Annotated in this window: 10 protein-coding genes; 3 read left to right on the top strand and 7 right to left on the bottom strand. The window is 33.8% G+C overall.

Annotation, left to right across the window (positions count from 1 at the left end):
- Window positions 1-126: 126 nt before the first annotated feature.
- Together FEM21_RS08215 and tyrS are read right to left on the bottom strand one after the other, a co-directional pair.
- Window positions 127-3,795 carry a hybrid sensor histidine kinase/response regulator transcription factor gene (locus tag FEM21_RS08215; RefSeq protein WP_081824670.1) on the bottom strand — a complete coding sequence of 1,223 codons (3,669 nt, stop codon included), beginning with the start codon at window positions 3,793-3,795 and terminating at the stop codon, window positions 127-129.
- Window positions 3,796-3,939: 144 nt separating this feature from the next.
- On the bottom strand, window positions 3,940-5,232 hold the full coding sequence (gene tyrS, locus FEM21_RS08220) for a tyrosine--tRNA ligase (protein WP_035659450.1): 1,293 nt from the start codon (window positions 5,230-5,232) through the stop codon (window positions 3,940-3,942).
- Window positions 5,233-5,524: 292 nt separating this feature from the next.
- Between tyrS and FEM21_RS08225 the strand changes: the two genes are divergently transcribed.
- Entirely contained in the window at window positions 5,525-6,517 is a 993-nt protein-coding gene (locus tag FEM21_RS08225; protein WP_035659452.1) for an NAD-dependent epimerase/dehydratase family protein, read from the top strand.
- Here the strand turns inward: FEM21_RS08225 and FEM21_RS08230 are convergent.
- Genes FEM21_RS08230 through FEM21_RS08240 form a run of 3 tightly spaced genes read right to left on the bottom strand, consistent with a single transcriptional unit; the run spans window position 6,510 to window position 9,147 of the window.
- Complete coding sequence (locus FEM21_RS08230; RefSeq protein WP_051627533.1) at window positions 6,510-7,067, bottom strand: DUF4296 domain-containing protein; 558 nt, start codon at window positions 7,065-7,067, stop codon at window positions 6,510-6,512. The genes FEM21_RS08225 and FEM21_RS08230 overlap by 8 nt on opposite strands.
- Window positions 7,068-7,070: 3 nt before the next feature.
- Window positions 7,071-8,411 carry a dihydroorotase gene (locus FEM21_RS08235; protein WP_035659453.1) on the bottom strand — a complete coding sequence of 447 codons (1,341 nt, stop codon included), beginning with the start codon at window positions 8,409-8,411 and terminating at the stop codon, window positions 7,071-7,073.
- A gap of 10 nt (window positions 8,412-8,421) precedes the next feature.
- Window positions 8,422-9,147 carry a polyprenol monophosphomannose synthase gene (locus tag FEM21_RS08240; protein WP_035659454.1) on the bottom strand — a complete coding sequence of 242 codons (726 nt, stop codon included), beginning with the start codon at window positions 9,145-9,147 and terminating at the stop codon, window positions 8,422-8,424.
- A 106-nt stretch (window positions 9,148-9,253) separates the two neighbouring features.
- On the opposite strand from FEM21_RS08240, the gene FEM21_RS08245 reads away from it, so the two are divergent.
- Both FEM21_RS08245 and FEM21_RS08250 read left to right on the top strand, forming a co-directional pair.
- A complete protein-coding gene (locus FEM21_RS08245; protein WP_035659455.1) occupies window positions 9,254-9,925 on the top strand; it encodes a DUF4271 domain-containing protein in 672 nt (223 codons plus the stop codon).
- Window positions 9,926-9,938: 13 nt separating this feature from the next.
- A complete protein-coding gene (locus FEM21_RS08250; protein WP_035659456.1) occupies window positions 9,939-10,688 on the top strand; it encodes a uroporphyrinogen-III synthase in 750 nt (249 codons plus the stop codon).
- Window positions 10,689-10,853: 165 nt separating this feature from the next.
- On the opposite strand, the gene FEM21_RS08255 is transcribed toward FEM21_RS08250, so the two are convergent.
- The gene (locus FEM21_RS08255) at window positions 10,854-11,543 is read right to left on the bottom strand and encodes a zinc metallopeptidase (RefSeq protein ID WP_035659457.1); all 690 of its coding nucleotides are present in this window, start codon (window positions 11,541-11,543) and stop codon (window positions 10,854-10,856) included.
- A 294-nt stretch (window positions 11,544-11,837) separates the two neighbouring features.
- Complete coding sequence (gene leuS / locus FEM21_RS08260; protein ID WP_035659459.1) at window positions 11,838-14,744, bottom strand: leucine--tRNA ligase; 2,907 nt, start codon at window positions 14,742-14,744, stop codon at window positions 11,838-11,840.
- Window positions 14,745-14,850 lie beyond the last annotated feature (106 nt).

Below are 14,850 nucleotides of genomic sequence, written 5' to 3' on the forward strand. Positions count from 1 at the left end.
ATCCTTTACAAAAGTATATTTCTCACTTTATCCTGAGTTATCACTGATTGTCATTACCAGTCATATCTTGACAAATGGCTTGACATGACAGGAATTGGCAAAATTTGACGCCAAAAAGATCATCATTTACTTCAAATACTGTGAAGGACTACAGCCAAAATGCTTAGAAAAAGTACGTGAAAAATTAGACGGTTCTGAAAATCCTAATTGATAAGCAATTTGAGAAATACTCAAACTGGAATCTTTAAGAAGTTCTTCGGCTTTGTTCATTTTTACTTTGGTAATAAATTCATGGACCGTATTTCCTGTTATTCCTTTTAATTTTCGATACAACTGCCTTTGACTAATTCCTAATGCCTGAGCTAATTCTTCAGAAGTAAAATCAGTTTGTTCGATATTAAGAATAATTTTTTCAATTACTTTTTCAAGGAATACATTATCCTGATCTGGGACTTCTTTTTGTAGTTGATCAATTTTTTTAATTGTTCCTAACTTATTCTGCAAAATGATTCTGTTCTCCAGAACACTTCGAATCTGAGCAATTAAAACATCAACATTAAAAGGTTTCATAACATAAGCTTCGGCACCCAGATTATAGCCTTCAATTTGGTTTTCGTCAGCGCCTTTTGCTGTTAAGAAAATAAGCGGAATATGATTTGTATTTTCGTTAGACTTAAGCATTTTACAAAACTCCGTTCCTTCCATTTCCGGCATCATAATGTCTGAAACAATAATATCCGGAACAAATTGTATGGCAGCTTCCAGTCCTTTTTTTCCATCATATTCCTGAATCAAAGTATATTCTTTACTCAATTCTTTATTCAGATAGGTTTGAACATCTAAATTATCTTCTACAATTAACAATGTAGGTTTAGTAGTTTCAAAAAGAGCTATTTTCTCTGCTAAATCATTCTCTTTTTCTTCATTTTGAATAATTGGCTGAATTTTTATTGGAGCTGTTTCTTCTATTTTAGTTTCTTCGAAAGGCAGATTAATTAGCACTTTTGTTCCTTTGTTCGGCACACTTTCTATTGCAATTGTTCCTTTTAAAAGTTCAATTAAATTACGGGTTAATGACAAACCAATTCCTGAAGAATAACCATGATACGGACTTGATCCAACATTATTAAATGGTTCGAATATCTTTTCTAATTCGTTTGCACTCATTCCTATCCCGTTGTCTTCAACCACAATTTCAAGAATCGATTTTTCTATGTTATGTTTTGCAGCAAGCTTAACCAAACCTCCATTTGAAGTATATTGAAAAGCATTCGAAACAATATTTACAATAACCTGCTGTAGTTTTTCAAAGTCCAGAGAACAATACAAAGGTGTTTTTTCTACATCGAGCTGAAGTTCTATATTTCGCTTTTCGGCAATGAACTGAAACGAAGTATAACATTCTTCCATAAAAAGATTGAAATTCTGAGAGCTGGGATTCAGCTGCAATTTACCCATTTCTGATTTTCGAAAATCTAAAATTTGATGAATCAGTTTCGTCAGATAATTGATATTTCTATTAATTATCGAAAAATAGGCTTCCTTATCTTCTGATGCCACTTTATTGTCCTGAATCCTTTTTAATGGATCGACAATTAAAGTCAATGGTGTTTTTAAGTCATGCGAAATATTAGTAAAAAACTCAATTTTCTCTTTATTTAAAGCTTCTTGTCTTTCGTTATTTAGTCGTTCCAGTTTGATTTCATTTCTCAAACGGTCTCGGTACAACATAGCCTTAAAAAACCAATAAGCAATGGCTAATAAAAAACTCAGGAATAAAATTTTAGCCAGCCAGGTTCCATACCAGGGTGCGTTGACTTCAATATTCAATAGTTTTATTGGGGATTTTGTATCATTTTGTGAAACAATTCGAACCTTAAAAACGTAATTTCCCGGAGGCAGTTTATTATAGGTTATTTTACTATTTGTGGTTTTAATCCATTTATCTTCATAGCCTTCCAACGCATATTCGTAGACAGTTTTGTTGGTGTTTTTGTAATTAAGTGAAGCTAATTCTATCGAAAAACTTCTGTTTTCATAATCTAATTCTAAGGATTGAGTTTGCGATAAATCTTTGGTCAAAATTACGCTACCATTAATCGTATCCATCGGATTGATTTTTTCATTCGATAGATACAACGTTTTAAAAATCAATTTATCATTGACCGAATTAGCTCTAATTTCGTTAGGATGAAAAGACAAATAGCCATTTTTATCTCCAAAATAGATTAACTGATTGGCTTTATCATTATAAAAAGCTCTTTCTGAAAATGTCCAGGAACCAAACTGATCTTCTCTTCTGTAATTCGAAATTTTATTGGTCCCAATGTCAATCATCGAAATTCCCTGTTTGTGCGCTACCCAAAGATTTCCTTTGGCATCATCAGTAATGGCAGCGATATAAATATTAGGACTATCTGATTGTAATTGAATTTTTTCAATAGTTACAGGATTTGTCTTTGTATCAATTTTATTCAAGCCTTCGGTAGAACCTATCCAGATTGCTCCCTGCTTATCTTTGTGTAAAGCATAAATAATATTTCCTGAAATCTTATTTTTAAGATGTTTATCAAAAGTATTCAGTAAGAGTTTTTCATATATCTTACCCTGATTATTTATTTTTAATCTAATAGCGCCATTTCCTTCTGTACCTAACCACAATTCATTCTTGTTAGCAGCTAAAACATCCATGACACTTCCGTTATTGACTGTTGCGGTTAACTCATAAAAATCAATTTTATTATTTGCCAAATTCACGCAGGCAATTCCATTGTACAAACCCACCCATAAACGATTATTACCCGAAGGTTCTAAGGCATACACGGACCAAATTGTTAAATTAGGAGTTAAAGCGCGATTGATTAAAGTCCTGCACTGATTTGTTTTTGGATCATAATATTCCAATCCATTTACGCCGCCTATCCATATTTTACCGCTACTGTCCTTAAAAAAACTGCGTACAAATTTGATTTTACTATTCGAATGATAAAAAGGATGATTATAATCTAATCCGCTTTTATTGTAAATTAAAATTCCTTCATCAGTGCCTAACCAGATTTTATCATCTACTTTTAAAATGGCTTTAACAGTCGCTAGTTTCGTGTTTTCGCTCGCTTTTCTATAGCTGTAATGTAATTCAAAAGGGTTTCTGCTTGGATTTGCTTTGTAAATATCACCGCCTCTGGTTCCTAGCCAAATGATATTTTCATCATCAATAAAAAAACTCGTAATATAATCATCCAGCAATTGTCCCGGCTGATTAATATTAGCCATATAATGATATTCCAGACCGGATTTTACATCGAGGGAAGTAAATAAATGTGAGGATAAATAATACCTTTTTCCGTTTACAATTTGGTTTTTATTCAACTCACTGGAATTGCTCGCCAGCTTCTCTATGATGATTTTAGGAACTTTAGTATCAGCAACAATTTTAAAAGAATTCAGCTGATAATTAAACCGAACGTATTTTCTATCGAAGGTTAAAAACCAAAGTCCTAATTTTTTATCAGAAACAAGATTGCGGATTCGGTTATTAGGTAATGAAGTTTTGTCTTTTGGATTGTGATAAAAAAAGTCGAATGTTTTTCCATCGTAACGATAAGCTCCGTTCCAGCTTCCAAACCAAATGTAACCGATGGAATCCTTAGTAATTCCATGAATTTGAGTCACAGGATTGGCATCCCGGCCAGATATTTTTTCGAAAAATAGATTTTGGGCTTTCAATCCTGACAAAGACAAGAGAGAAAATACAAAGAAAGAAACTATGCAAAACCAAATTTGTTGCTTTTTCATACCATTTCGATAAATAAGTTTCTTTTCATGACCAATGATTAAAGTTCAAAAATAGAAAAACATCCATTAAAAAATAGAAAAACCTGATAACATTATGTCATCAGGTTTTTTTCACTTATATGTTTTATGCTAAAAATTTCTTTTTTAAAGGACTCTTACCACAAAATAATTTTTCTTTCCACTTTGCAACAAAACAAACTGATTGTTGATTAAATCTTTATTCGAAAGCGAGAAATCTTCTTTTACTTTTTCTCTGTTTACCGAAATAGAATTTGCAGTCAAAGCTCTTCTTGCTTCTCCGTTTGATTTAAAAAAGCCTGTTTTTTCGTTTAAAACATCCACAATATTAATTCCAGCTTCGATTTCAGTTCTTGCAATTTCAGCTTGCGGAACTCCGTCAAAAACTTCTAAGAAAGTCGCTTCGTCTAATTGTTTCAAATCATCAGCAGTAGCATTTCCAAAAAGAATATTCGAAGCCTTAATTGCATTATCTAAATCAGCAGCCGAATGTACCATTACAGTAATTTCTTCTGCCAAACGTTTTTGCAACAAACGCAAATGCGGTGCTTCTTTATGTTTTTCAGTCAAATCTTCAATCTCTTCTTTCGATAAGAAAGTAAAAATCTTGATGTATTTTTCAGCATCAATATCAGAAGTGTTTAACCAATATTGGTAAAATTTATAAGGAGAAGTTCTAGCTGCATCCAACCAGATATTTCCACCTTCAGATTTTCCAAATTTAGTTCCATCAGCTTTTGTAATCAATGGACAAGTCAAAGCATAAGCTTTTCCGCTGGCAATTCTGCGCACTAATTCAGTTCCCGTTGTGATATTTCCCCACTGGTCGCTTCCTCCCATTTGTAACGTACAGCTTTTCTCTCTGTACAAATGCAGGAAATCATAACCTTGAACTAATTGGTACGTAAACTCAGTAAACGACATTCCTTCAGCAGATTCAGAAGACAAACGTTTCTTTACCGAATCCTTTGCCATCATGTAATTTACGGTAATGTGTTTCCCTACATCACGAATGAATTCCAGAAAAGAGAAATTCTTCATCCAGTCGTAGTTATTTACTAACTCGGCAGCATTGGGTGCATCCGAAGTAAAATCTAAGAAACGAGCCAGTTGTCCTTTTATCGCTTCCTGATTGTGAAGCAAAGTAGTTTCGTCTAATAAGTTTCTTTCGTTAGACTTTCCTGACGGATCACCAATCATTCCTGTTGCTCCGCCTACCAGAGCTAATGGTTTGTGTCCCGCTAATTGAAAATGTTTTAACAACATTACTCCAACCAGGTGACCTATATGTAATGAATCGGCAGTTGGGTCAATTCCCACATACGCCGCACGCATTTGTTCCATCAAATGTTCTTCTGTGCCTGGCATAACATCGTGGAGCATTCCTCTCCAAGTTACTTCTTCAATAAAATTTTTCATCTTTTTAATCAATTTTGACGCAAATATAATGATTCAATGGCTAAATTCAATTTCAAAAATCAATGGCAATGGCAAAAGTAAACTACAATAGCAATATCAACTAGAAGAACAATTTCATTTTTTTAATGAGAATATTTAAATTCTAGCTTCTAAAATCTGACTTAACACCCTTTTATTGGAATTTGGAATTTATAAAATTGGGATTTACTTTTTTGCCATTGATATTGCTATTGAATTTTGTTATTGTTATTGTCATTGAAATTCATATTGATATTGCTACATTTGCAATACTATGATTTTAGTTACCGGAGGAACAGGTTTAGTAGGCGCACATTTATTACTTCATTTAATTGAAAATGGAGAAAAAGTACGTGCTATTTATCGAAAGAAAAACCACATTCAAAAAACAAAATCCTTATTTCAGCTTTATAACAAAAGTGCTTTGTTTGATGCTGTCGAATGGGTGCATGCTGATATTCTTGATATTCCTTCATTAGAACATGCATTTGTCAATATTAGCAAAGTTTATCATTGTGCTGCGATAATTTCATTTGATCCAAAAGACGAAAAACTACTTCGAAAAACAAATATCGAAGGCACGGCAAATATTGTCAATTTCTGTCTGGCTAAAAAAATAGAAAAGTTATGTTATGTAAGTTCGATTGCAGCGCTTGGCGACTTAGCTGCTCACGAAACCATTATCACCGAAGAAACCGAATGGAATCCGGAAAAATACCATAACGACTATGCTATTTCTAAATATGGTGCCGAAATGGAAATTTGGCGTGGACAGCAAGAAGGTTTAAACGTGATTATTGTTAATCCCGGTGTAATCATAGGTCCCGGATTTCAGGAACAAGGCAGCGGACAGTTGATACAAAAAATCGCCGATGGTTTATTATTTTACACCTCAGGAAGTACCGGTTTTGTAAGTGTAGAAGATGTGGTTAGAATAATGTATCAATTAATGCAAAGCACCATAACTAACGAAAAATTCATTCTTATTGCCGAAAATATTGTTTTTAAAGATATTTTCAACACCATTGCCGATACTTTAAAAGTAAAAAGACCCAGCATAGAAGCCAAGCCTTTTATATTAGGAATCACCTGGAGATTGCACTGGATTTTTAGTTTATTTACTCAAAAAACAAATAATTTATCCAGAGATACAGCTCGTTCTTTTTTAAGCAAAGACCACTATTCGAATAACAAAATCAAAACCACATTAAACACTTCTTTCACAGATGTACATCAATACATCAAAGAAAAATTTGCCGTTAATTAATTTGAACTCCGTTTTTAATCACTTTTGATTTTATTGTAGTCGGAACTTCTTTTTTATTCTTTGGTTTTTTCTTCAGTAAAAGCAAACTATCCTTTTTCTTTATTTTTTGTAAAGAATCTTTCTTCTTGACTAAAGCCGCTTTCTTAGCCAGCTTGATAGAATCTTGTTCTTTTTTTACTTTAACCAAAGAATCTCTTTTAAATTCTTTTTTGATTACAGAATCTAAAACTGTTTTTTTGGCCTCAATGCGCTTTATTACATTATCATACATAGCTTTATAGCCATCAAAATCGGAAGCATAATAAATATTGCTTTGTGCAAATTGTGTACTGTCTACTTTGTACTTTTTATAGATAAACTCTTTCGGATTGACTTTGTATTTTTCAGTAATGCTGGGTTCATTGTATTTTATCGCATCCAGAAGCGACATATCATATATAATATTTTCCATCACTTCTTTATCAATAAGACGATCTGGTTTTTCGACCCCATCTTTCTTACAGCTAAAAAGCAATATTACAATTACTAAAAATGATACCGTTTTTTTCATTCTCTATCGATCAAATAAAAGTCTTTTTCCAGCACGAACATTCTTCACTTTGAAAGCATTATATACTAATTGTCCGTTTACAAAAGTATGTGTAATTCTTGATTTAAACGTGTATCCTTCAAATGGAGACCAGCCACATTTAGCAAAAATATTTTCTTTTTTAACACCCCAAGGCAAACCTGCATTTACGATTACCAAATCGGCATAATAACCTTCTTTGATAAAACCACGCTTTTCGATCTTGAAAATTTTAGCCGGATTATGGCACATTTTTTCAACAATTTTCTCTACGGTAATTTTCCCCTGATGATGCGCTTCAAACATAGCCACAACAGCGTGCTGTACTAATGGTCCTCCTGAAGGCGCTTTTAAATACGATTGTTTTTTCTCTTCTAATGTATGAGGCGCATGATCGGTAGCAATAACATCAATTCTGTCATCATTCAATGCTTTCCACAATGCGTCTCTGTCGGCAGCTGTTTTTACCGCTGGATTCCATTTGATAAAATTGCCTTTGGTTGCATAATCATCATTGGTAAACCATAAATGATGCACACAAACCTCAGCCGTGATTTTCTTTTCTTCCAATGGAATTTTATTGGTAAACAAATCCATTTCTTTAGCTGTCGAAAGATGAAAAATATGTAAACGGGCTCCGGTTTTCTTAGCCAAAGCAATCGCTTTTGAAGAAGATAAATAACAAGCCTCTTCACTTCGTATTAAATGGTGTGCCGTTACCGGAACATCATCACCGTATTCAGCGATGTATTTTTCAGTATTAGCTTTAATAGTAGCTTCATCTTCACAATGAACTGCAATTAAAAGTGGCGTACTTGAGAAAATTTTCTCTAAAGTTTCTTCTCGGTCAACCAGCATGTTTCCAGTCGATGAACCTAAGAAAATCTTGATTCCGGCAACATTTTTTGGATTAGTTTTTAAAACTTCTTCTAAGTTGTCATTCGTCGCACCCATCATAAACGAATAATTCGCATACGATTTCTCGGCTGCCAACTGGTATTTCTCTTCCAGAATTTCCTGAGTTACCGCATTAGGAACTGTATTTGGTTGTTCGATAAACGAAGTAATTCCTCCCGCAACCGCAGCTCTGGATTCTGATTCGATATCGCCTTTATGCGTTAAGCCCGGTTCTCTAAAATGCACCTGATCGTCGATAGCTCCCGGAATCAAATAATTCCCTTCGGCATCAATAATTTTACAATCGGATGATTTTGCACTAATGCTTTCTGAAATCTCAACGATTAAGTCATTCTCAATTAAAACATCGCCTTCAAAAATTACCCCTTCATTTACTATTTTGGCATTCTTAATTAAAACCCTATTCATTGTTTGTATATTATAATCTATTAACTAATTTTTTTAATCGAAGTGAAATTACACCAAAAACGGCTTCCACTATTATTGAATTACTCATCTTAGACTGCCCTTTAGTACGGTCGGTAAAAATAATGGGCACTTCGGTAATTTTAAAATTATTACAAAATGTACGGTACTTCATTTCGATCTGAAAAGCGTAACCCACAAATTTTATCTTGTCTAAGTTGATTTTTTCTAAAACTTCTCTTTTGTAGCAAACAAAACCTGCTGTTGCATCATGAATTTCCATTCCGGTAATCATTCGAACATAAACCGAAGCAAAATAAGAAAGTAAAACCCGGTTCAAGGGCCAGTTCACCACGTTCACTCCTGTTACATATCGCGAACCAATAACCAAATCAGCATCGCCAAAATGAGCTGCATTAAATAGTTTTTCTAAATCATGAGGATTATGTGAAAAATCGGCATCCATTTCGAAAATAAATTCGTAATTTCTTGCTAATGCCCATTTAAAACCATGAACATAAGCGGTTCCTAAACCTGATTTTTGTTTTCTGTTTTCCAAGAATAAACGCCCTTCAAATTCCGTTTGTAAAAACCGAACCTTATCTGCTGTATGATCTGGGGAATTATCATCCACTATAAGAACATGAAAATGCTTATGCTGAGAAAGCGTCGTTCTAATAATGCTCTCTATATTTTCAATCTCGTTATAGGTTGGAATTATAACAATACAATTATTCATGCTTTTGGAAATTTCAACGCAAAAGTAACGCTTTTTATACCATTTGATTCATAATAATACTATAATAAAAATATTGAAATAAAATTTTACTAATTTTGCTTTCGTTATGACAGAATATCTCCTACTTCCGAGAATTACCGAAAACAAAGACTGGGCAACCGTTTTATTTGTTTTAGCCTTTGCTATTATTGCTTTTACAAGAGCAATTTATGGCAATCGATTTGGCGATTTTATCAATCTTATTTTCTCAGATAAATATTCAAAAGTGTATCGTGATAGTAATCAGCTTAAGAGCAGTTTTACTATTTCGTTGTTCTTTGTACAGGTCATTTCGTTTGCTTTTTTTATCCAAATTTCATTGAGTATTTTTGGTTATGCTTCAAAAACCGACTGGCTTTTATACATACAAATTATTACACTGCTCATCTTTTTCATTTTATCAAAGTATTTGGTCGAAAAAATTATTGCCACTACCTTCAATATTGAAGAATTTATGGAGCAATTCAACCTTCAAAAAATCACTTACCGAACTTATATCGGACTTATTATTTTACCTGTCAACATACTTTTGTTTTACTATAACACTGTATCACAGAATATTCCTATTGCAATAATCAGTATTATACTTGGTCTCAGCGTTATAACTTACTCCCTTTCAATAAAAAAATATCAAAGTTTAATATTCAGTAAGTTGTTTTATTTTATTTTATATCTTTGCACTCTCGAAATAGCTCCTTATTTTTTCATGTATTATTTGTTTACAAAAGGGAGCGCTTAGAAAATGTTACAATATGAAAGTCAAAACAATTTTGGTATCGCAACCAGAGCCTAAAGTAGAGAACTCTCCTTACTTTGAACTCCAACAGAAACATAAAATCAAAATTGATTTCCGCCCTTTTATACATATAGAAGGCGTTAGCGCGAAGGAAATTAGACTTCAAAAAATTGACCTCAACAACTATTCTGCAATTATTTTAACGAGTAGAAATGCTGTTGACCACTTTTTTAGAGTGGCTGAAGAAATGCGCTTTAAAGTTCCTGAAGGTTTAAAATATTTTTGTCAGTCAGAAGCAGTAGCTTTCTATTTGCAAAAATATGTAGTATATAGAAAACGCAAGATTTATGTTGGCGCAAAAGATTTTGCCGATTTATCTCCGCTAATCAAAAAATACAAAGACGAAAAATTCTTATTACCAGCTTCTGATCAATTAAATGCTGATGCTCCACAAACTTTAAATAGTTTAAAAGTAGACTGGACACAAGCTACTTTTTACAGAACAGTAATGAGTGATTTATCTGATTTAGCAGATGTTTATTATGATGTCTTAGCTTTCTTTAGTCCAACAGGAATTAAGTCATTATATAAAAACTTCCCTGATTTCGAGCAAAACAACACCAGAATTGCTGTTTTTGGACCTACAACTCAAAAAGAAGCTTTAGACCACGGATTAAGAGTTGATATTATGGCTCCAGCTCCAGGAACACCTTCTATGACTATGGCACTTGAAAAATATGTTGCCGAAGCCAACAAAACTAAATAATTAACTGAATTGCAATACCAATTGCAAAATTCAATTTCAATAAAAAAATCCAAATTCCAATAATTGTTATTAACTGGGATTTGGATTTTTTATTTTAATACCTATTTCTCCTCAACAGGCATTATTCTAATTACCATTGAATATTGAAATTGATTTTTGCTATTGTTAGTTCCTTCTGTTTCCTCCTAAATAAATTGAAAGATAATACAATAATGTAGCAATAGAACCTAAAGCCGCTACTACATAAGTTCTGGCTGCCCATTTTAAAGAATCTTCGGCACCAGCGTATTCAGCAGGATTAAGCATATTTTTATTTTTTAACCAGGCCAAAGCACGATTACTGGCATCATATTCTACAGGTAAAGTCACTATCGAAAATACCGTTGTCGCAGCAAACAAAATAATCCCTATAAGTAATAATTGCGGAAAAGTTTTCAGCATAATAATTCCGGCTAATAAAATCCATTGCATAAAGCTTGACGCTACATTTACAAACGGCACTAATTTAGAACGCATAGTTAACCATTCGTAACCTACCGCGTGTTGTACTGCGTGACCGCATTCATGCGCCGCTACAGCAGCCGCAGCCGCATTGCGCTCATTATATACCGCCTCACTCAAATTAACCGTTTTATCCAGCGGATTATAATGATCTGTCAAACGCCCCGGAGTCGAAATCACACGTACATCACGAATTCCATTATCTGCCAACATTTTCTCAGCAATTTCAGCACCACTCATATTATTTTGCAAATGCAACTGCGAATAATGCTCAAACTTGCTCTTTAACCTCGAACTTACTAACCAACTGAACAACATAATTGCACCAGCCAGAATTAAATAACCACTTCCCATATTTTTTTATTTTTTTGTTTCTAATTTATAAATCAGAATCAACAAATTCTAAACCAATTTACAAAAATGTCAATTTGACAGCTGTTAAAAAAAATACAATTTCAATGGCAATGGCAATTTCAAAAAATCAATAGCAATGGCAAGAATCAATAACAATTTCAAAAAATAAAAATTCCAAATTCCAATAACACTTCGACAAGCTCAGTGCGACAATTGGAATTTGGAATTTTAGAATATTGAATTTTAATTATCTTACTTCATCATCATCATTGCTATTGAATTTTGAAATTGAAATTAACCTACTAGGTTGATAATTTTCCCCGGAACAATAATCACCTTGTTAGGCGTTCTACCGTCTAATTGTTTTTGGGTTCTTTCATCTTTCATTACGATTTCTTCGATTTGTTCTTTAGTTAAATCCAAAGGCAAATTGATAGTAAAACGCATTTTTCCGTTAAACGAAACCGGATATTCTTTTTCTGATTCTACTAAATGTTTTTCTTCAAAAACTGGGAATGGCTCTTGCGAAATTCCTTTGTAATCTTTTAATTCTTCAATTTTTAAATCTTTCAATGCTAACCATAATTCCTCGGCAATATGCGGCGCATAAGATGAAATCACAATTGCTAACGGTTCCAAAATTGCTCTTGAATGACAGTTTTGAGAAGACAATTCGTTTACACAAATCATAAATTGAGAAACCGAAGTATTGAAAGAGAAATTCTCAATATCTTCTGAAACTTTCTTGATGGTTTTATGTAATGATTTCAAGTTGTCTTTTGTTGGTTCGTCGTTGTTTACGATTAAACCATTATCATCAAAATACAAACGCCATAATTTTTTAAGGAAACCAAAAACTCCTGAAATTCCAGCCGTATTCCAGGGTTTTGCCTGCTCTAATGGACCTAAGAACATTTCGTATAAACGCAAAGTATCAGCACCGTATTCAGCACAAATGTTATCTGGTGTTACGACATTGTATTTAGATTTCGACATTTTTTCGACTTCGCGGCCTACAATGTATTTACCGTTTTCATCTAAAATGAATTCAGCATCTTTATAATCTTCTCTCCAATTTTTAAAAGCTTCAATATCTAATTCATCAGAAGAATTAACCATTGAAACATCAGCGTGAATTGGCTGAACCGATTGTCCCTCAATTTTGTTTTTAGAAACAAATGTGTTTGTACCTTCCAATCTATAAACAAAAGCACTCGTTCCCAAAATCATTCCCTGATTAATCAGTTTTTTGAATGGTTCTTCTGTTGGAGCAAAACCTTTGTCTTTTAAGAATTTGTTCCAAAAACGGGAATACAACAAGTGACCTGTTGCGTGCTCGCTTCCGCCAATATATAAATCCACAGATTCCCAATATTTCAATGCTTCTGCCGATGCAAATTCATTCTCATTTCCAGCATCCATATAACGCATCCAGTACCATGAACTTCCCGCCCAACCTGGCATAGTATTTAATTCTAAAAGAAAAATAGTAGTATTGTCAACTAAATCTGTATTGACAACTTTATTCTGAACTGTGTCCCAAGCCCAAACTGCAGCGTTTCCTAATGGAGGTAAACCGTCTTCAGTTGGTAAATATTTTTCTACTTCCGGCAAAATAATTGGCAAATGTTGCGCATCAATCATCTGTGGCAAACCATTCACATAATACACCGGAAATGGTTCTCCCCAATATCTTTGGCGGGAGAAAACCGCATCACGCAAACGGTAATTTACTTTACCATAACCTTGGTTTATTTTTGTCAGCTCCTCAATAACTTTTTGAGTTCCTGTTTTATAATTTAAGCCATTTAAGAAATCAGAATCTACTAATTGAAATCCTTCTTTAGTTCCAAAAGCTGCTTCCGAAATGTCTTTATCAAAAATGTTCTTAATCGGAGGCATTCCATTAGTTCCTTTAAAGAAATTAGCAAAAGCATAATCTCTTTCATCGCCACAAGGAACCGCCATTACAGCACCTGTTCCGTAACCAGCCAAAACATAATCCCCAATCCAAACCGGAATCGCTTCCTTAGTAAACGGATGTTCAGCATAAGCTCCAGTGAAAACTCCAGAAATTGTTTTTACATCCGCCATACGCTCACGTTCAGAACGTTTAGCTGTTTTTTCAATATAAGCTTCAACAGCTTCTTTTTGTTCAGGAGTTGTGATTTGAGCTACCAATTCGTGTTCCGGCGCCAAAGTCATAAATGTTACTCCGAAGATGGTATCAGGACGAGTAGTGAAAACGTCAATCTGCAATTCCTCACTTCTAACTTCTAACTCCTGACTTCTAACTTTAAAAGTAACCATAGCCCCAACTGATTTTCCAATCCAGTTTCTTTGTGATTCTTTAATACTTTCACTCCAGTCAATATCATTTAATCCTTGAAGTAAACGTTCCGCATAAGCAGAAATTCGCATACTCCATTGTGTCATTTTTTTACGAACAACCGGAAATCCACCACGCTCTGAAACGCCATTGATGATTTCGTCATTTGCTAAAACCGTTCCTAATCCCGGACACCAGTTTACTTCGGTTTCTGCCAGATAAGTCAGTCTGTATTGCAACAAGATTTTCTCTTGCTTTTCTTTTGCGAAAGCATTCCATTCTTCAGATGAAAAAGCTTCTATATTATCATCGCAAACAGCATTCACATTAGCATTTCCTTCTTTTTCGAAAATCGAAATCAAAGTCGAAATATCTTCGGCCTTATCTGAATTTTTATTGTACCAGGAATTGAATAATTGGATAAAAATCCATTGTGTATGTTTGTAATAATCCGGATTTGAAGTTCTAACTTCTCTGTCCCAATCAAATGAGAATCCTATTTTATCTAATTGCTTTCTATAACCTGCAATTTGGTTTCCTTCTTTATCCACGCCGCCGTCAATATTCACGCGGGTAGTATCTTCCGGACGTTGCCCAGTCTGAATAGCATATTGTTCCGCTGGCAATCCAAAACTATCATAACCCATTGGGTGCAAAACATTAAAACCCTGATGTCTTTTAAAACGAGAATACACGTCCGAAGCAATATAACCCAGCGGATGTCCCACGTGCAATCCTGCTCCCGAAGGATAAGGAAACATATCTAAAACGTAATGTTTTGGTTTAGCTGAATTGTTTTCGGCAGCAAAAGTTTTATTATCAGCCCAGTATTTTTGCCATTTGGCTTCAATTTCGTTCGGATTGTATTTCATTTCAAAGTTTCAAAGTTGCAAAGTTGCAAAGTTTCTAAGGTTTTCTCACTTGATTTTCAGTTGGCAAATTTACATTTATTGTGCGGGCTACGAAAATAATTTATTT

The sequence above is a fragment of the Flavobacterium seoulense genome (genome assembly GCF_000695795.1).
Classification (GTDB): Bacteria; Bacteroidota; Bacteroidia; order Flavobacteriales; family Flavobacteriaceae; genus Flavobacterium; species Flavobacterium seoulense.

What these genes read in the sequence shown, in the direction of transcription:
- FEM21_RS08250 (WP_035659456.1), top strand. Translation starts at nt 9,939, where the DNA reads ATGAAAGTCAAAACAATTTTGGTATCGCAACCAGAGCCTAAAGTAGAG.
- FEM21_RS08225 (WP_035659452.1), top strand. Translation starts at nt 5,525, where the DNA reads ATGATTTTAGTTACCGGAGGAACAGGTTTAGTAGGCGCACATTTATTA.
- tyrS (WP_035659450.1), bottom strand. Translation starts at nt 5,232, where the DNA reads ATGAAAAATTTTATTGAAGAAGTAACTTGGAGAGGAATGCTCCACGAT.
- FEM21_RS08240 (WP_035659454.1), bottom strand. Translation starts at nt 9,147, where the DNA reads ATGAATAATTGTATTGTTATAATTCCAACCTATAACGAGATTGAAAAT.
- FEM21_RS08245 (WP_035659455.1), top strand. Translation starts at nt 9,254, where the DNA reads ATGACAGAATATCTCCTACTTCCGAGAATTACCGAAAACAAAGACTGG.
- FEM21_RS08235 (WP_035659453.1), bottom strand. Translation starts at nt 8,411, where the DNA reads ATGAATAGGGTTTTAATTAAGAATGCCAAAATAGTAAATGAAGGGGTA.
- leuS (WP_035659459.1), bottom strand. Translation starts at nt 14,744, where the DNA reads ATGAAATACAATCCGAACGAAATTGAAGCCAAATGGCAAAAATACTGG.
- FEM21_RS08230 (WP_051627533.1), bottom strand. Translation starts at nt 7,067, where the DNA reads ATGAAAAAAACGGTATCATTTTTAGTAATTGTAATATTGCTTTTTAGC.
- FEM21_RS08255 (WP_035659457.1), bottom strand. Translation starts at nt 11,543, where the DNA reads ATGGGAAGTGGTTATTTAATTCTGGCTGGTGCAATTATGTTGTTCAGT.
- FEM21_RS08215 (WP_081824670.1), bottom strand. Translation starts at nt 3,795, where the DNA reads ATGAAAAAGCAACAAATTTGGTTTTGCATAGTTTCTTTCTTTGTATTT.